The organism is Paenibacillus sp. Lou8.1, assembly GCF_024213565.1.
GTDB classification, from domain to species: Bacteria; Bacillota; Bacilli; order Paenibacillales; family Paenibacillaceae; genus Paenibacillus; species Paenibacillus polymyxa_B.
Map to the genome: position 1 here is coordinate 37831 of NZ_JANAVN010000012.1, position 17695 is coordinate 55525.

The following is a 17695-nucleotide window of genomic DNA, read 5'->3' on the forward strand; positions in this document are numbered from 1 at the left end:
ATTTACAATTTCCAACATCATTGATGAATCTTGTTTAGATCATATTAAGAATCGTCTGTTGTTCTTGTTCGGGAACTTGCTTGGTAGTGAGAATAGTACGGATTAACTCTAACACCTCTGTATTAACTGCATCATAAACGGTATCATTCTTATTATCTTGAAGTTGATTGATCCAATTTCTAATCTGCTGACTAGGGTAAACAACCCCCTCCATATGTTGTTTGTAATCCCCATTTCTATTTCGTGCAATAAGCGCCGCTGCAAATCCTTCTTCCAGACACTCAAGTGTAACTTTGTGTGTAGTTTGTCGCTTACTTAACCACTGTTCCACTTCTTTGAAAGAAGAACTTGTATTAACAGAAAAAGTGGAGATACTAGGATACCTTTCTTTCATCAGCTGTCCAAGTACTTTCCTTGGGCCTAATTCTAACGCTATGGCGATGCCGTTCTGGTATAAATAATCCATCGTATCTGTCCAGCGTACGGGACTTATCATTTGCTTGTACAGCAAGTCATAAATTGTGAATTCATCGTGTGGTAAGGCTGTTACATTGGAAACAACCGGCCACCGCCCCTTGCGCAGCGGGAATTTTCTTAGTTCTACGGCAAGCTTATCTGCTGCAGGCTTCATTAAAATACTGTGAAAAGGCCCGCTTACTGTTAAATAGTTAACTTTACTATGTTCTAAGCGATTTATTTGCTCCACTATTCGACTCATAGGTTCTTTATGTCCCGATAGCACGTACTGATTGTCCGAATTGTGACAAGCAATAGATACAATACCACTATCTGTAGATATCTCTTGACATAAGCTCTCCAGGATGGAAACAGAAACATTCCCAACAGCAACCATAGTCCCTACACCGTTAACTAGAGTCTGCTGCATGAACATTCCTCGTTTTCTTACAATTTGAAGTCCATCTTGAAAAGAGAAAAACCCGCTACACACCAATGCTGAGTATTCTCCTAAACTATGTCCGGCCAACAGTTGAGGTTCTAGTTCCAGTATCTCTCTGCTAGCATAATATGCAGCAAGGCTGGCAGTAAGCAAGGCTGGTTGGGCATTCATGGTCTGAAGAAGATCATCAGGCTCTCCCTCAAAACAAAGTTTTGAGAGTTTAATTCCTAAAGTATCATCCGCTTCTTCGAATAAACGCTTTACCATAGTAAAATTATTCCATAGTTCTTTACTCATTCCTACAAATTGCGAACCTTGTCCAGGAAAAATGAAAGATACTTTATTCATCTGAAAACCTCTTCTCCAGTAAGCTTGTAAGATATCCTGAATATGTGCACTTTTCAAATTTAACTTCTGTTGCAAGTTATACCCTTTATAGTATTAAAGCAGAAATTAATCATATACATAAAAATAAACAAATAATTATTTTAAAATAAAATAGATAATATGTAAGAATCACGCTCTTTTAACACTTAGGCAGTTCGTATTAATAATTTATAATTCGCTATTCCAACCAATGTTTTACACCTTTTACGAATTAAAATAACTATTTATTTCAATAAAGTCAATGAATAAGTCAACCTTCAAATGTTACATTTTTGTAAATAACAGGTCATAAAATGTAGAAATTTGTTGATTGTTATTACATAACGTCGTTTTCTTGAAAGAATAGTTTTTTTCATTATTTTCATTACATAAAAATAAATAAAATTAAAATATGCATCTGTTAAATATTTTTAAATAGATGATATATATACATTAATATTATATTTTGTATTTATCCAAATTATAATATTAAACTCTTTTTTTGAACCTTGCTCTTGAGCTAAGTTCACTCTAATTTGGAACTAAAACAATTAAAGAAATATATTAGTCATATGTTCTTTACTCCATGAAGTTACTGCTTAGATCATAAACACTATTTATCATTTAAATAACTCAAATGAATTTTAAAAATGTATGCACAAAAAATCTACAGACTTCTCCAGCTAGCGAGTTGACAGTTTCCAACTGCCGCTCACCTGTTCCAGAAAAAAGACTGTAGATTTTATAGATACTCCTATTCACGTTATTATCGTTAACAGCTCAAGACCTAGTTATAATCCTCCCAATAGCGATACTCCATTTCATTCTCACCTTTGGTGACAACGACCATATTTTCAATATGTCCCGTTTCTTTATTCGTTCGGTAGATCATGGTACGGGTTTCGCCCTCATCGGGTACAGAGAAGAGTACTTTGTCACTGAGCATGCCGCCACCAATGCCGACGACGTGTTCCCCCCAGCCGGAGGCTGCGCCAGAACCGATGCCCGAACCTGCTCCACTAACACCAGCCCCGCGCGACAAAATAAGACCTATTCCATATCCGGTGACGGTCTGGGCCGTTTTACCTAGAGCGTGCTCTCCGGCGGATTGGGTATGCTTTTGGACCCAGTAATCGTATTTATCTGTATTTTGCTCGTAACTCACAACATTCCCTTTTTTATCTATAGATATATCCGTCTTGCTTCCGTCTTTACCTGTCAGTTCGGTGACGGCGACAAGGGAATCGGATGTGATCTTAGAGGTCTCTCCTGTATTGTAATCTGTACGGGTAACCGAGTCTTCATATTGCAGCTGCAGGACATTCATCTGATCGTGAATTTTCTGCATAACCTGCTTGTCGCCGATGGCCTCGGCATTTTTCAGTAGCTCCTCATATTGATGATATTTATCCGCGTCTGCCTGATCCCATTCGTCTATGTTTTTTGGCTGCTTGGCAATTTCTCCACTATGATCTCCAGCCTCTCCACTGCCTGCCAGCGCTGCGCTAGCGTTCATTGCCGCTGCTAGGGCTGTCCAGAAGCCACGTGTGCTTTCACCATCCGCATTTCTAAACTTCGAAGCGATGCTTTTCAGCTCAATTTCAATGGATTGAACCTTATGTAATACAGAAGAAAGTGTATATTTAGCCGTACGATAGTCATTATAAAAACGATTCCTCTCCATACCATCCCACTGGCTGTGAAGGCGGTTCATTGTGCTATCCAGGCCGTTTAACTGGTTATACAGTGTGCCGTGGGCATTGGCAAATTGGGAGGCCACGTTGTCCAGCTGCTCCGGTGTGACTTGGATTTTTGTCATGGTGATCACATCCCATCTAAGAAAATAGGAGATAGAAATTATATTTTACAGTAATCCTTATTTCATATTGTAAGCTATAGAGGTCGGACATTCATGAGGATTTATACGTATTTGTGTATTCAGAAGCAGTTCCTTTGATATAATGAATCCATATGAGTTCATTTCGACAATACATTATTGAAAGTCAGGTGTATGGACATGTCAGACAAAAAAATTATCTTTTTTGATATCGACGGTACGTTACTGGACGATGACAAGAAAATGCCGTTAACGGCAGAAAAGGCCGTCTTTGCTTTGAAAGATCTGGGACATGAGGTGGCCATCGCAACAGGCCGTGCGCCTTTTATGTTCAAAGATATCCGCGAGCAGTTAGAAATTGATTCCTACGTTAGCTTTAATGGGCAATATGTCGTGCTTCGCGGGGAAGTGGTCGCTACCAATCCGCTGAACAGAGAAGCGTTGCAAGCGATGACCGATCTGGCTCTCACACATAATCATGCTCTCGTATATATGGATCATATGGATATGAAGGCCAATATCCCTAACGATGAGCTTGTGGAGAGATCGGTCCAAACGCTTAAGGCCAAGATTTCAGTTGGATACGATCCACTCTATTTCCAGGGAAGAGATATTTATCAGACGCTGTTGATGTGTACAGCAGAAGAAGAGCCTTTCTATGAAGCGGTATTCAAGGCGTTTGACTTTGTGCGCTGGCATCCGAGTTCTGTGGACGTTGTTCCTCATTCTGGCTCCAAAGCGAAGGGCATCCGCGAAATTACGTCCAGACTGGGTATTGCCGATGAAAATCAATACGCCTTTGGCGATGGCTTAAATGATGTGGAGATGCTGACAGCTATACATAACAGCGTCGCGATGGGCAACGGCTGTGATGAAGCCAAAGCCGCAGCTAAAATGGTCACAAAACGCGCAGATGAAGACGGTATTTTGTACGGACTGCAAAAGCTTGGTTTGTTAAGCTAACAGGATTGCTGATAGACTGGACATGTTTCGGAAAAAATAAAGTCTGTTTAAAGACTTACATATGAGAAAATAGGAGGTTGTCCTTAAATATGGAGACGGAAGGCTTACGCAATGTCGAACAGCTAGCCATGAAGAAGTACAAAATTTACAAGCAGAGCCTACTCCGGTATTTGGCACGTTCCATGCTGGCGAGTATGTTCATCGGGTTCGGCGTTATTGTAGCCTTCAAGACGGGCAACTTTTTTTACATGGAGCATTCTCCATTCACTTATCCCATGGCGGCACTCACGTTCGGAGCGGCCATCATTCTGATCGCTTACGGCGGCGGGGATTTGTTTACAGGTAACACCTTCTATTACACTTATGCTGCGCTCCGTAAAAAGCTGCGCTGGGGGCAGGTGCTTCGATTATGGGCTGCCAGCTATGGCGGTAATTTGCTGGGTGCGGGGGTATTTGCACTCCTTATTTACTTGACCGGGCTGTTTGACTCCTCCAGCGTGAACAGCTTTCTACTGAGCGTGGTTGAGCATAAAATGGAAGCGCCTGCAATGCAGCTATTCTTCCGAGCTATTTTGTGTAATTGGCTGGTCTGTCTTGCCTTTTTTGTTCCAATGTTTATGAAGGAAAATGGCGCAAAGATGTTCGCCATGATGCTGTTTGTGTTCTGCTTTTTCATTTCGGGATATGAGCATAGTGTGGCTAATATGTGTACTTTCGCCATTGCGCTCGTGCTGGATCATCCGGGTACGGTTTCTGTCGCTGGTGTGATCCATAATCTCGTTCCGGTCACGCTCGGAAATCTGGTTGGCGGCGTGCTGCTTATGGGGGTTATGTACTATTCGGTGAATCTCCCGTTTTTAGACGAGGAAGAACACTAAAAAAAGAAGCCGTGGGACTTAGGTTCCACGGCTTCTTTGCGTTATTTTAGTAATAGAGCAGGTGCTTTCTTGCCTTTTATCCTTCTTGAGCAGGAAAATGGATAAATTCCTCCAACTCCTTGAACAGCTTCTTGGGATTAACATTGTCAGGTACAACCAGAGTTAGCGGTTCATCCAGCTTCAGCACATACATGCCTAAAATGGATTTGGCATCTGCCATGCCGCTTTTGCCATGAATCCAGATATCATAGGTATAATTCGAAACGATTTGATTGATTTTTTCAATATCCTTAACGTCTTTTACCTTGATGGGTGTCATCATTGCACAGCACTCCCCTGTATTGAATTAGTGCTTACGAAACAAGCCTTAACATCACTTTACCCCATATGAAGCCTGTTGCAAAATCTTAATTTAGAAAATGACATGCGGCGCGGAGCTGATTTTCCAGTAGCTGCCGACCTTTTCAAAATTCACGGTGATTTTCGCATTCGCCTGCTTGGTTTCTGCCGGATAAGGCACGGTCAGCAGATAGCTGCGCTTCACCGGAGTCATGGTCACCATTTTCGCCGTAGCCCGGTTGAACTCTAGCAAATTGCCACCATCTGCGTTCAACTGAGCTAGTCTGCCGTTAACTTCAACGAAAAATTTGCCGACAAATTGCTCACTGGCCTGTTTGGTATAGGCCTGCGTCAAATAGTTGATCAATTTGGTCTTTGTACCGATGTCCTCTGACAAATAGCGATAGCTTTTACCGTTCAACTGGAACGACTCACCCACCGGGCTGCCACCATTGATCGCATACTGATAACGAGACTGCGCCTCCAGCACAAGCGGAACCGCACTCTCGTGATTCAGCTTGTCCAGCTGCGTCGGTTTCACGCTGGAAGCCGCGGCTGCTGGCGCAGAAGTGGACGGCTGTTGCGGCTTAGACGGCTTCACAGTCGACGGTACGGACGGAGCAGCCGCTGGCGCTACCGATGTAGATGGACGCTGTGCTGGTGCAGACGGAGCTGCGGGTGTAGATGGACGCTGTACTGGTGCAGATGGAGCTGCGGGTGTAGCGGCTTTGGCAGAACCTGCGGCTGCGGCCGGGGTCGAGGCGGCTGAAACCGACGGCGCTTGCGCCGGGGCTGGCGTCGTAGCCGACGCAGACGCTGCTGGTGCTGGCACCTGAGCCGGGGCGGATGCGGACGGACTGGCCACGCTCGGTTGCGTCGCTTCCGCTGGAGCTGTCACAGCGGGCGCGGCTGCGGCGGCCTGTGCCACGCTCATAAGTGTGGCCGCAATGCATAGTGCGGATAGCTTCGTATTTATTTTCATACTCATATACACCTCCATAATCATATGTCTGCATAAACTGCACACGTCTCTATTATAAGAATTTCACTTCTCGATTGGGTTGCTAAATTGTTTCTTTTTGCCTTTTTTTGTTCATTCTGCACGAAGTTTGTCCGTATTTGCCGGGGACGGTTGTTCTGACTGTTTCAACTGCTTTGCCTCCATCTCTTCCAAGGATAGCGACAGTTGCTTAACAGATCGGTCCAGCTCCTCCAATCTGCGACTCAAAGTGACGAGGATGTATTTTAACAGAATCAGACTTAATGCAGCAGGGAATCCGACATTAGTTACGAGCTCGATCATGCCTTCAGTCGTTAAAGAACTCACAGATTCCGCCTCCTTTTTCATACATATGTTCCACCAATAGGAACTAATGTTCCCATTTTTATAGAAATCATACTATCTTGTGGGCTGTCATGACAAAAAGAGCTCCAATTAGCTTGGAGCCCTCTCTGTTTTTGTTCATTCTACCTGCTTTCAGACCACTACCGAACGACATATCAAGGAGTATATATATTCGGCTGCTGAGGCTTGGACATCCCTTCTCCCAGATAAAACCCGGTGTGCGGCGGCTGATTATAAGCTACGTTCTGCCAGGCAACACTCAGGCGATACACTGGATCATGCATAAGCGTATAGAATCGATGTTCTGACTCGTATGGTGTTGTGTAGATACGCAGCGCCGAATTATCACTTTTGCGCCAAATGACTTCCTCACGCCAGTCACCGAACAAATCGGCCTGCAAGGACGGCGTTCCTTTGGTTCCGTTATTGGAACTCGTTCCTGTTGCCGTAAGCAAGTTGGAAGTAGTCGAGTTCATATAGTTCCACTTGTCTATTTTTCTAGCGCTTGATGAGGTATGATCCAGCAGTTCACGGAGGAGATCCCCATCCCACCAGATACCAAAATTAATGGAAGACGGTAGCGTGTTGGTAATGAGCTGCCCCTTGGCTGAACGCAAACCAATACCCGGTGCCCACTGCTCGTTCCCTTTGGTCCGCGGGTCAATGTCTGCCGACATGCCTCTTCCAGTATCCTTGCCTGTATTTACGCCCCATAAAATATTTCCATTACGCGGGTCGTACATGGCAGCTCCGTAGGTGGCATTTTTGTCCTCGTTCACCTTGAACACTTCATAACCTGAACGGTCGGGGTCCAGATCGCCAACATGAAGTGCATCTCCATGTCCCATCCCCGTGTTAGCCAGCTTCGCTCCGTTATCGTCTACAACCAGTGAGCCATACACGATCTCATCCTTATCATCTCCATCCACATCCGCCACGCTCAAACTGTGGTTCCCCTGTCCAGCCGTTCCAGCATTGGTGGAGCTGTTGCTGTCAAAGGTCCAGCGTCGGCTCAGGTTGCCGTTCCGCCAATCATATGCGACCAGAACAGTGCGGGTGTAATAACCACGTGCCATCACAATGCTGGGTCTCACGCCATCCAGATAAGCAACCCCGGCGAGAAAACGATCTACACGGTTACCATAATTATCTCCCCAGCTCGATACCGTTCCGCGCGGTGGCACATAGTCGATCGTACTAAGAGCCTTGCCTGTATCACCTGAGAACACAGTTAGAAACTCGGGACCTTTCAAAATATATCCACTCGTGTTTCGATGATCAGCCGAAGCGTCCCCAATCTTCACACCTGCCCCGTCTACCGTGCCGTCTGCTGTTTTACATACGATCTCTGCTTTACCATCTCCATCAAAATCGTAGACGAGAAATTGTGTGTAGTGGGCTCCAGCCCGTATGTTACGTCCCAGGTCGATCCGCCATTTGCGTGTTCCATCCAGCTCGTAGCCATCCAAAAATACATTTCCCGTATAACCGGATTGCGAATTATCCTTGGCATTGGAAGGGTCCCATTTTAACACAATCTCATACTCGCCATCTCCATCGAGATCCCCTACGCTGGCATCATTGGCGTGGTACGTGTAGTTCACATTATCCGGGGTTGTGCCTCCCGCGGGCTGCTGGATCGGAACATCCAGATAGTTGTTGTTCCATACCTTCACCGCAGGGAAAGCGGCCTGCTCTGCTCCATTGACCACGGCACGAACGGTATACGAAGATGAGGTCGTACCTGCCTTGTCCAAAAAGTTGGTTCTCGATGTAATCGGCGCATCGTTTACCTTGCTTGTCCCTCTGTACAAATTAAAGCCGACCGAATCCGCTTCCGTGCCCAGCAAGCGCCAGCTCACCAGTACACCCTCAGGCACCTTAACAGCGACGGCTCCACGGTTTAGCTTTTCCATTTGCCTCGTAGAGGCAGCAGAGACCTGGCTATCCATCGGGATGACCACTCCACTCAACATGACACCGAGACAGAGCAACGCAGTATACCGAAACCTTTTGTTCATCTGAATCATTAGCTCCTTTCATGGTTTGTATTTTCAATAAATTTATTTTATGTGACTGATAAGTTATTGTTGTATAAATTCTATGATAGCGCTTACATGAATGTAAAGGGACGAGTACGTCCTTTTTGTTCAAAAATCCGGGCTAATGCTTTAAAAATCAGAGGTCCATGAATAATCTTTCTTCATCCGCGATGCTCTGGATATCCTCCGAGCTGATGCTGATATACTGATAGCCCTCTGCCTGTTGTTTTTTCAATGCAAGTTCCTTCATAAAACGTGGACTGCCCTCTCCGGCATCCTCATCGTAAACAAGCAATAAACCGTCTGTTTTACGGAAAAGGAGTTCATCCCGTGCCTTGAGTTGCCATATTCCCTGATAGGGCTGACGACTGACTACTCCCACATAGTCAACTTCGGCACAAATCTGCTGAAAATATTCCTTTTTGTCCTCTTTCCATTTCTCTTCCATATTTTGATAAGCCATCATAATAGAGCATTTCAGGTGGGGATATTGCTGTTTTAGTGCAGTAACGACCTCACAGGCCCACAAATCCACCCCGTATTGACCGGGGGTAATCACCCATTCCAGCCCTTCTTCAATCAGGGGAATAAGCCTGCCTGCAATCGCCTTTTTAATATATGGAATGCCTTCGTGCTTCTGACTGAAAATATTCAGCTCATGGGCACGATAGCCCGAAACGAGCAAGTTTTTCATCTTCTCAACGTCCTTCTCCGATTATCATAAAGGTTATTGTACCACTTCAGAGCAGCCCACTAAACACGTCGTTTTTTGGAGGAACGAATTGAATATAACGCAAAAGACGAACCTCTTCCAATTGGGCTGGATCAGGTTCGTCTTTTGGAGTTTGGTGCTAGTTCTGAATGGATGGTTTACCCATCGCTATTATCCTTTTCCATTCCATATCACTCCTCAGACGATTTTATGCGGACATCTTTAATTCTAATGTTGCTACTAAATATACCGGCATCACTGCTTAGCTTGAATGACGGGTAACTAGGGTCTGCCTCAAGCCGCATTCTGCTATCGAACTGCTGCTCCTGCTGGCGATCTACCCAAAAAGAATAAGGCTCAGACTGAACTACTTTATCAGTTGCATTCGGCGTAGTGACAACCAAGATGACAAGTACGCCATTGCATCCGCAATCCTCGGTGTCATAAAACAACTTGAACATTCCCGGTCGTCCTGAAAGGGCCATTTCTAGCCTTTCAACGGACAAGGAATCCAATTCTAAATGTATGCTCATGAGATGAATTCTCTCCTTTGTAAATGAGATGTTTGGAGCCGTCAGCTCCATAAAGACTAAATTTTAACTATGTGTTCATTATAGTCATGTTTTTGTATGTGTCTATGTGACTGCACTCACTGCTATCAATGAACTCTTACCTAAAAAAGGCAACCCGATTACACCGGGTCACCTCCGTCATCGCTCACCCTATCTAAACTAACATTCTAGCCACAACTCTATCCTTTGTAAAAAGGATTATGACCTGTGCCTTTGCCCGATGGCATCGCCCCAGGCACACCGTCCGCTTCAAGCAGCGGACGGACAATGAGCTTCACCGGCCACTCCCTGCTCTCGAATACCGCTTGGAACAGCTCGGCCCGGTCAGCTTCGGGAAGCGCCACCACCCGTAGGGCTTCCTTCCACGCCTGCTCGGTAATATCCCATAACTTCGCTTCCGGGATAGGATACACCTCGCTTAGCGCTTCCATAATTGCAGCCAGGTTCACCTGCGTGCCCAGCGACTGCACGTAGAAGATCAGCTTGCGGATCGTCTCATTATACAAGCTGTTCGAGTATCCTGGCCGAATATGATAACCCGGGTCCGCAATGCCGTGTTTGTCCAGATACGGCTGATGCAAACGTACGGAATCGTGGTCACGGAATAACAGGCCGTTCACCTGTCCGTCCCGCAGGACCACGCAGCAGTTCTGACCGTGAATTTCGGGTACAACGCCTACCTTGAACAGCCGCATCACCACATCATAGAATAACGCCGTCAGATCGGTGTAGAATCCCATGACCTCTTCACTGGTTAATTCTCTGCCCAGCAGGTCGGATAACATATGGCGACCTTCCAGCGTCACCCCAAGCGCAGCCATGGGAATGACCTGCACACCTTCTTCCAGCAACTTTGGCGGATAGATGCGAATCTGGGCGGCCAGATGGCGAGGATGATCATCGAACAATCCCATGGATTCAGGCATGTATCCCCACCAGTTCCGTTCTTCGCAGAGCCACACTTTACCTGTGAGCGATTCATCACAGGCCACCGCCTGTCGTAACATCTTCTCCCCAGCCAGACCATTCAGCAGCTTCACCACCGGGAGATAGCGGGCGGCCCCGAGAGACAACACACTGACCGGAAGCTTGAGCATCTGTGTGGATTCCTCCATCGGAGCCATCGAGCGCAGGGACGATGTCGCCTGCACCTCTCCCAATTCGATATCCAGTACAATGAGGGTGCCGTCCGCGATCTCTCCAGTAAAACGCGGCAAGATGATATGCTCCATCTGCCATGGATGTACTGGCATGGGCATGTATTCTTGCAGATTCAGGCCTTTCCGGGCCAATTCTGCTTCCAGCCTGCTCCGCTGTTCTTCATCCAGTACATCCAGTGTGGACAGCCCTTCCTCACATCCCTGTTGTACGGCATCCCAACGCACCGCCACCCATCGCAGCGGGATCTCCTTCCTGAATTCCGCTGCATACCGGGCCACATCCGCTTCTGTGAATCCCACCTTGGCCTTAGAGGTGGGGTGAAATGGACGATCTCGTAGCGCTGCAACCTGCTCTCCCTTGATAAACCAATCGTAGGCATTGAACGGAACTTGTTCTCCCAGCCCTTGCACTTGCTGGAGTCCCAGTGCCAATTGCTCGGTGGCTATTTCCACGCCTGCCAAGAATTCCGCAACCCCGGGATGCGCGTATGCTTCATCGGAAAGCGTCATCCGAAGCACAGCCTGTCCTACGACTGCTGGAGATTCAAGAAGCTTCCAGCCTCCATCCGGTGTCTCTCCATAGACAGGTGAACCTTGTACCCATTGATATCCCTGCCTTTTTCCTGCTTCCACCAGAAACAAAATCCCTTTCAGATGCAGCATAAGCTGTCCACTATGCCTACCTGTTCCATTCTCATCCTGCTTATCCTTGCCTGCGACATTGCCGTCGAGTCCGTCAGCTATTCCTCGTCCGCTCTGCGGAGGACCTCCATTACCATCCCCCAGAAACATTCGGCGGAACGGTTCTGGTGAAGTAGAGAGTTCAATGAACGGATGCCCTTCCAGCGGAAGCAATTGCTCGGCCAGAAATGCATTGATCAGATCCTCCATAATCCGGCGCTCAGCGTCTTGCAGACTGGCACGCTTCATCACTGTTGACATGGTTGTCGTCCTCCGTCAAATAATGGAATGCCGGGTGCGGATGACCCAGAAAATCATGATGCGAGATGGTCCAGCAATAGGCTCCCGACTTCTCGAACACAATAATATCGCCTACACGTAGCCGCTCTACTTCCGCATCTGAATGCATACGATCCTTGGGTGTGCATAGTTCTCCGACCACGTGAACTTTGCTGTCCCGTACCTCTGGTCTTGCAAACGAATGCCCCCAACGGTCCGTAGACATAATGTGAAATGGATGGTTGTGTCCCCATGATGCGGGCAGACGATTATGATGTGTACCTCCTCTTAACACGGCAAAATGCTGACCATGCGATGTTTTGATATCCGTAACCTCTGCCGCATAATAACCGTGGTCAGCGACAAGCATGCGACCCGGCTCGAAATACAACTGTATGCCGCGTGAAGCAAGGCGCCCTCTAGCTTCACTTCGCTCAATCAGGGATGTGAACAGGGACCAGTCGAACCCGGGGCTACCATCATATGTGACACCAAACCCGCCTCCAGCGTTAATTACTTCAAGATGCAGGTCATATATCTGCTGCCACATCTCCGCCTTTTGCAAATACAGCTCGATCATCTCGGCATGCAGTCTTGCGTCCACATTGTTCGATAACGAGTGAAAATGAAATCCGCATAAACGCACCGAACCTGCACCTTCCTCACGAATGACCCGGACTGCTTCCTCCACGCTCTCCTCATCCATGCCGAATGGACTCGGACCACCGCCCATTACAATCCGGGTCCGTGGCAATGTGCTACTTCTCAGATTGAGCCGCAGCAGAATGCGAACTTCCTCTCCTCTCCTTGTAGCAATGGCGATGACACGCCGCAGTTCCAGCAGGCTCTCCACATGAATAAAACGCACCTGATGCTCGATAGCCTGCTTCAACTCATTCTCTTTTTTCCCCGGACCGCCAAACAGGATTGGAACCTCGCTACTTACGCTCCTCACCTTGAGCAACTCGCCAATGGAAGCTACCTCGAACCCGTGAACCCAGGGCAGCAAAGCCTCAATAATTCGAGAATCGGGATTGGCCTTTATGGCATAGAACAACCGTATGCCTCCAGGCAGCGTGTGCAGCATGTGACGGACCTGCTCCTGAATACCAGCCAGATCGTAGACATAAGCACACACCGGGTCTTCACTATCTCTTTGCAGTTCATGGATCATATTCCATACGCTTGATTTCATATCAGTCCACCCGCATTTCCATAGTCATTCCGTTTCTGTTCGTATGCCCGAAAAGCCGTATTCCGGTCATCGCCCAACACGTATATGTATACCCCTCGTTCCGCCCACAGCGCCATGCCTTCCTTGCTTCTGGCCACCGTTGCATACGGTACCTGGCACTGCTTCGCGGCTTCATGTAATGCACCTAGCGAACGTTGCACGTCTGGATGTTCCGTCTGCCACGGTACGCCAAGTGATTGCGACAGGTCTGCCGCCCCCTCTAGTACCCAGCTCACCTGGGGATGAGATAGAATGCTCGCACTTTGCCGGACGCCCTCCACACTTTCGATCATCGGTACAACCATCACCTGTTCATTCGCTTCCTGAATATACCCAGTGAGTGGATACTTGCCGAATACCCCCGGTCGCCCACTGTTCAGACTCCGCATGCCAAGCGGATGATAATACGCATGACGAACCGCTTCCTCCACCTGCTCCCGCTGTTCTACATGAGGTATGACGATGCCTTGTGCGCCGCAATCCAATACCTTTAGAATCTCTACTCGCTCTACCTTCGAGATGCGTACCAGCGGGGTCATCCCTGCCAGTTCCGCAGCACGAACCAGCTCTTCCACCGATTCCATATTCGTTGCGGCATGTTCCAGGTCGATAATTACAAAATCATACTCCGCATGTCCAATCATCTCGATGATGACCGGATGCGGGATAGAGACAAAAAGGCCGAACACTGGCTGTTTACGTTCAATTTTCTCCTTCAGCGTGTTGGTTCTCATCCGAAAACGTCCTTCGCCAACTTCAACGGATTGCTGACCTTACGGAAATACAGCTCTCCGTCCCCATACAGGCGGCGCTTGGTCATCTCTTCAATCAGCGCATCCTCGGCAAAAAGATCAAACCACTCGAACCGCTCCTCATACTCTGGATGCTCCCGCTGGTAGTCCATAATCGTAGCCGCGCACAGTTGCCAGAACGCTTCTTCCGTCAGACCGAACTTCTCCAGCGTCAGCACAATATCCGTCATGCAGATAAAAAAGAACGCATCATACGTATAGTCCCGGACTTCCGACACATCACTTGCGTAGATAAAGGAATACCGATTGAACTTGCGATGGGTCTCCGGTTCGGGGTGCAGCTTCGGGGCTCTTTCTGGGTTCAGCAACTTCTCGGGTACATAGCGGACACCATCGTGAAGATCCTTGATGATGATCCGTTTCGGTAGTTCATTTTCCAGCACCAGAATGATATTCTGGGCATGCGATTCCAGCGCAATGCCGTGTGCATAGAGCAGATGAATAATGGGCAGCGATACCGTTCGAACGAGGGCTTCACTCCACTTCTGAATGCCATGACGCTCAACTGCACCCTGGATAAACGGTACCCCGTTCGACTGTACTAGCATAAGTGCATTTAAGGGCCAAGCTGTCTCGCCTTCTTGCAGATGAACAGATACATTTTCACGCCAGATCGCCCCGATTGTGCCATACGCACGTCCATACTGAATTGCAGGCAAGTTCTCGTACCGGAGCGAGAGTCCCATGATTTCTTTCAGAATGGCAAACTGTTCCCGTTGCAGCAACTCATCCTCCCGAATGAGTGCTTCCAGCCAGTCGCTGATCAGCGGTGCGTTCTGGGTTGTGTGTTGTGCGAGAATACGTGTACTGGACGTATTGGTAATACTCAGTGCCAGCTTGAGATAAGGCGCTTCTGGATTCATTCGGTTCGACAGGGAACGAATGGACTGCTGGGCGCGATAAGCTGATGCCGAAGGGCCGAGAAAAACGATATCTCTGTCCATTCGTTGCCGGGCAAACACCGATTCCAGCTGGTGTTCCCATTGCCATGGATGAACAGGAATGAATATATAGCGATACCCCTCAGTATCTTCCGACTGGAGCACCCGATCAAATCGGCTGATATCCGCCTCTGTGAGATGTTGTCTCACCAACTGTTCTGACGTGTAGCCTGTGGAGAGAGCCGTTTGCACAAGTCCTTCTTTCACGGCAATCCAGAATACGGTCACATCCGAGTTAAACTCTGGACCGTAAGCAAGATTGTCTTTTAGGGTGAAGCCAAGCCTCGACTTGTAGCTTGGATGGTAGAGATGACCGTCGCTCATATGGCTTTCGAGGGCATCATAGTGTCGGTCTTTATCCGGAATCTTCTCAGGCAGCAAAGCCCGGCACTGACTGTCCTTCGCCATCGTCTCCAGCAATTCCTGAATGAAGGCCGTCACATTCGCACCCTCCAGAAGGTTCAGTACCATTTCCTCCAGAAACAGATCCAGATCGGTGCAGTGCACGCCCTCTCTTCGAATCGAGCCCTTCGCCACCTTCACTCGGCCAAATGAAAATTTCTGCTCCGCCTCACAGCTGTATGTCACAGCCTGCCCTGACGTATTCCGCCCCACAGTGCGCCATTCGTTCCCATCCACCTTACAGTCAAGGATACCCTCGAACCACATGGCTTCCAGCGTCTGCCGCATGATCCGTTCCTGTACATCCGTGTATACTGCCGTCTTGTGACCTTTCTCAGCCCTGTACCCTATGAACCCCACGCCACTTCACTCCCTATTCGGTTCATTATATTGCTCACCGGCACATACGCCGGGGTCTGACTGATCCCCCTGAGACAGCTCACCAGATTTTGTTTCGCCAGAAAACTGTCCGCGGTCAGCAAATGCTGCACATATACGTTTCCAGTTCGGTCTAGTTCCTTCACCAGCACTTCGCGGACCTTTGTCCAGAAATGCTCCTCCGGTATGTTCACATCCCTTGCCATCGCATGAATGAGGGAACCCAGATGATTGATGATAAAGTAATAGGATGTCCTCGCCCAAGCCTTGTCCCGTGGATAAAACAACAATCTAGAGGGATCGGTATCCACCTCATGCATCAGCTCCTCATCGACACTGACTCCTTCCAAGTCACGCACGATAAATGCCTCAGGCATTCCGTCTCTTAGCGTCACGAGAGTATTTTGCAAATGAGCTTCAAAGTGAATGCCTCGCTCTCCGGCCGCTCGTACAATGGGTAGCAAAGACAAGGTCAGATAACGTGCAAACCAGCGCTCGGCTTCAGCACGTACGCCACCCAGCATCGTCATGAGTCGTGATTGCATTCCCGGCAAGGGAGCTTCTACCAGACTCGACAGGACATATGTACATTCCGGGTCAAACTCAATCGGTCTGTATGCGACAGTAAACAAACTCGTTAATTCTTCCTCCTGAAAATCACAAGTGGCTACACCTGTCTCATAGGCAATCTGCGTATGCTGATCTGCACCGAAGCAATTTTGCTGCCTGACGTACCTGGAGGCGTCCAGCGTCCTTCGCATCTGCTCCGCACTATTGGTGCGAATCATGTTGGTAATCTGTATGTTCAGCGACAGCTTGATATTGCAATTTAGCTCTGGAATATAGACGGTGCGTACCGAGGAGGTTGGGTAGGCCTTCGGTCCACAGCTGCCTATCGGAATGAGTTTCTTGTCCAGAATATACTGCTGGACCTCGGACAAGCTCAACACGTACGTATACTGCCAGGGATGGACAGGCAGCAGTTCATACTCATCCCCATGCTCACCGCACTCCGCTTCCCAAGCTTGTTCCACATGCCCGTGCAGGCTGGCATGCAGATTGATTCTGGTGGGATCATCTATCCATTCCTGCCTGTATACATCCTTCCTAACAGCAACGTAACAGAGTTGGAACGAGGTACGCAGTTCCGGGCTGTACATCCGTACGTCGTGTTCAGTGAAACCTTTGGAGTTTTTTGGAAACGGGTGAAAGGGATGACCATACACCAGAGACTGTTCGGAAGTACAGTAATCATACATGCCAAGTCCAGCAGCCTGCTCGATATACAGCACAAGATTATTCACGCTGTTATCTACCTTTTCCACAAAATCACGCACAGCAGCCGCACGGGTCAACCCACCTTGCTCATGCCGACTGTTTCCATACGCCGTGTCTTCACTCAGCTCCCGGGTGATCCAGCGAACCAGGTCCTGATAATGCACCGCTTGCCCGTGAAGCTGTTGAATGTTTCGGTACTCATGCTCACCCATAGCCGAGTAATACGCTAATTGTCCGGTTATCGTCACCCCGCTGGCCTGAAAAGCAACTGCGTACGTCATCGCATCTGGATTAATCCGAATGTCGCCTTCCTTCTCCACCGCAAGCTCCCGGAGATAACAATTGAGCAGCAGCTTACAAGAGTGTACATTCGCCTGCTGCTCTGCTTCAGACCTGAGCCTGTTTTCCATCTCGAACAATGTTGCCAACCTTCTTTCGGGTTATAAATAAAACGAGGGACAAGGCCAACAGGATGGCACAGCCGAGAGCCTACTAACCTCTTTCAGTGCCGCCCATCGGGCCATATTCGCTGGTGTTCCGACCCCGGCAAGTCTTTAGCAGACCTATCATCCAGAGAC

General features: G+C 48.1%; 15 protein-coding genes. 2 read left to right on the forward strand and 13 right to left on the reverse strand.

What is annotated here, in order from left to right:
* Nucleotides 1–34: 34 nt before the first annotated feature.
* Nucleotides 35–1246: an ACP S-malonyltransferase gene (gene fabD / locus NLX78_RS17510; RefSeq protein ID WP_254351118.1), complete on the reverse strand. Its 1212-nt coding sequence runs from the start codon at nucleotides 1244–1246 to the stop codon at nucleotides 35–37.
* An 805-nt stretch (nucleotides 1247–2051) separates the two neighbouring features.
* Nucleotides 2052–3083, reverse strand: coding sequence for a WXG100 family type VII secretion target (locus NLX78_RS17515; protein ID WP_254351119.1), 1032 nt, complete (start codon nucleotides 3081–3083; stop codon nucleotides 2052–2054).
* A 198-nt stretch (nucleotides 3084–3281) separates the two neighbouring features.
* Here NLX78_RS17515 and NLX78_RS17520 point away from each other — a divergent pair, with 198 nt between their 5' ends.
* Together NLX78_RS17520 and NLX78_RS17525 are read left to right on the forward strand one after the other, a co-directional pair.
* Nucleotides 3282–4064: a Cof-type HAD-IIB family hydrolase gene (locus NLX78_RS17520; protein WP_165179406.1), complete on the forward strand. Its 783-nt coding sequence runs from the start codon at nucleotides 3282–3284 to the stop codon at nucleotides 4062–4064.
* 89 nt (nucleotides 4065–4153) lie between these two features.
* The gene (locus tag NLX78_RS17525; protein WP_039272492.1) at nucleotides 4154–4942 is read left to right on the forward strand and encodes a formate/nitrite transporter family protein; all 789 of its coding nucleotides are present in this window, start codon (nucleotides 4154–4156) and stop codon (nucleotides 4940–4942) included.
* Nucleotides 4943–5018: 76 nt separating this feature from the next.
* On the opposite strand, the gene NLX78_RS17530 is transcribed toward NLX78_RS17525, so the two are convergent.
* The 11 genes from NLX78_RS17530 to NLX78_RS17580 all read right to left on the reverse strand — a co-directional run bounded on the left by NLX78_RS17530 (nucleotide 5019) and on the right by NLX78_RS17580 (nucleotide 17527).
* On the reverse strand, nucleotides 5019–5264 hold the full coding sequence (locus tag NLX78_RS17530; RefSeq protein ID WP_023987189.1) for an HPr family phosphocarrier protein: 246 nt from the start codon (nucleotides 5262–5264) through the stop codon (nucleotides 5019–5021).
* 90 nt (nucleotides 5265–5354) lie between these two features.
* A complete protein-coding gene (locus NLX78_RS17535) occupies nucleotides 5355–6263 on the reverse strand; it encodes a DL-endopeptidase inhibitor IseA family protein (RefSeq protein WP_367988412.1) in 909 nt (302 codons plus the stop codon).
* 111 nt (nucleotides 6264–6374) lie between these two features.
* Nucleotides 6375–6608: a hypothetical protein gene (locus NLX78_RS17540; protein ID WP_023987187.1), complete on the reverse strand. Its 234-nt coding sequence runs from the start codon at nucleotides 6606–6608 to the stop codon at nucleotides 6375–6377.
* A 173-nt stretch (nucleotides 6609–6781) separates the two neighbouring features.
* Nucleotides 6782–8647, reverse strand: coding sequence for a rhamnogalacturonan lyase (locus tag NLX78_RS17545; protein WP_483311685.1), 1866 nt, complete (start codon nucleotides 8645–8647; stop codon nucleotides 6782–6784).
* A gap of 157 nt (nucleotides 8648–8804) precedes the next feature.
* Nucleotides 8805–9362, reverse strand: coding sequence for an SLOG family protein (locus tag NLX78_RS17550; protein ID WP_039272489.1), 558 nt, complete (start codon nucleotides 9360–9362; stop codon nucleotides 8805–8807).
* Between the two features lie 209 nt (nucleotides 9363–9571).
* Complete coding sequence (locus NLX78_RS17555) at nucleotides 9572–9913, reverse strand: iron-sulfur cluster biosynthesis family protein (RefSeq protein ID WP_069291208.1); 342 nt, start codon at nucleotides 9911–9913, stop codon at nucleotides 9572–9574.
* 218 nt (nucleotides 9914–10131) lie between these two features.
* Nucleotides 10132–12054: an IucA/IucC family protein gene (locus tag NLX78_RS17560; RefSeq protein ID WP_254351121.1), complete on the reverse strand. Its 1923-nt coding sequence runs from the start codon at nucleotides 12052–12054 to the stop codon at nucleotides 10132–10134.
* The gene (locus NLX78_RS17565; protein WP_254351122.1) at nucleotides 12014–13267 is read right to left on the reverse strand and encodes a type III PLP-dependent enzyme; all 1254 of its coding nucleotides are present in this window, start codon (nucleotides 13265–13267) and stop codon (nucleotides 12014–12016) included. Before NLX78_RS17565 ends, NLX78_RS17560 begins: the two co-directional genes overlap by 41 nt.
* Nucleotides 13264–14040: an HpcH/HpaI aldolase family protein gene (locus NLX78_RS17570; RefSeq protein ID WP_165179411.1), complete on the reverse strand. Its 777-nt coding sequence runs from the start codon at nucleotides 14038–14040 to the stop codon at nucleotides 13264–13266. The genes NLX78_RS17565 and NLX78_RS17570 overlap by 4 nt, the downstream gene beginning before the upstream one ends.
* Nucleotides 14037–15821 carry an IucA/IucC family protein gene (locus tag NLX78_RS17575; RefSeq protein ID WP_254351123.1) on the reverse strand — a complete coding sequence of 595 codons (1785 nt, stop codon included), beginning with the start codon at nucleotides 15819–15821 and terminating at the stop codon, nucleotides 14037–14039. The genes NLX78_RS17570 and NLX78_RS17575 overlap by 4 nt, the downstream gene beginning before the upstream one ends.
* Nucleotides 15809–17527 carry an IucA/IucC family protein gene (locus NLX78_RS17580; protein ID WP_254351194.1) on the reverse strand — a complete coding sequence of 573 codons (1719 nt, stop codon included), beginning with the start codon at nucleotides 17525–17527 and terminating at the stop codon, nucleotides 15809–15811. Before NLX78_RS17580 ends, NLX78_RS17575 begins: the two co-directional genes overlap by 13 nt.
* Between the last annotated feature and the right edge of the window lie 168 nt (nucleotides 17528–17695).

What these genes read in the sequence shown, in the direction of transcription:
- fabD (WP_254351118.1), bottom strand. Translation starts at nt 1,246, where the DNA reads ATGAATAAAGTATCTTTCATTTTTCCTGGACAAGGTTCGCAATTTGTA.
- NLX78_RS17515 (WP_254351119.1), bottom strand. Translation starts at nt 3,083, where the DNA reads ATGACAAAAATCCAAGTCACACCGGAGCAGCTGGACAACGTGGCCTCC.
- NLX78_RS17520 (WP_165179406.1), top strand. Translation starts at nt 3,282, where the DNA reads ATGTCAGACAAAAAAATTATCTTTTTTGATATCGACGGTACGTTACTG.
- NLX78_RS17525 (WP_039272492.1), top strand. Translation starts at nt 4,154, where the DNA reads ATGGAGACGGAAGGCTTACGCAATGTCGAACAGCTAGCCATGAAGAAG.
- NLX78_RS17530 (WP_023987189.1), bottom strand. Translation starts at nt 5,264, where the DNA reads ATGATGACACCCATCAAGGTAAAAGACGTTAAGGATATTGAAAAAATC.
- NLX78_RS17535 (WP_367988412.1), bottom strand. Translation starts at nt 6,263, where the DNA reads ATGAAAATAAATACGAAGCTATCCGCACTATGCATTGCGGCCACACTT.
- NLX78_RS17545 (WP_483311685.1), bottom strand. Translation starts at nt 8,647, where the DNA reads ATGAACAAAAGGTTTCGGTATACTGCGTTGCTCTGTCTCGGTGTCATG.
- NLX78_RS17550 (WP_039272489.1), bottom strand. Translation starts at nt 9,362, where the DNA reads ATGAAAAACTTGCTCGTTTCGGGCTATCGTGCCCATGAGCTGAATATT.
- NLX78_RS17555 (WP_069291208.1), bottom strand. Translation starts at nt 9,913, where the DNA reads ATGAGCATACATTTAGAATTGGATTCCTTGTCCGTTGAAAGGCTAGAA.
- NLX78_RS17560 (WP_254351121.1), bottom strand. Translation starts at nt 12,054, where the DNA reads ATGTCAACAGTGATGAAGCGTGCCAGTCTGCAAGACGCTGAGCGCCGG.
- NLX78_RS17565 (WP_254351122.1), bottom strand. Translation starts at nt 13,267, where the DNA reads ATGAAATCAAGCGTATGGAATATGATCCATGAACTGCAAAGAGATAGT.
- NLX78_RS17570 (WP_165179411.1), bottom strand. Translation starts at nt 14,040, where the DNA reads ATGAGAACCAACACGCTGAAGGAGAAAATTGAACGTAAACAGCCAGTG.
- NLX78_RS17580 (WP_254351194.1), bottom strand. Translation starts at nt 17,527, where the DNA reads ATGGAAAACAGGCTCAGGTCTGAAGCAGAGCAGCAGGCGAATGTACAC.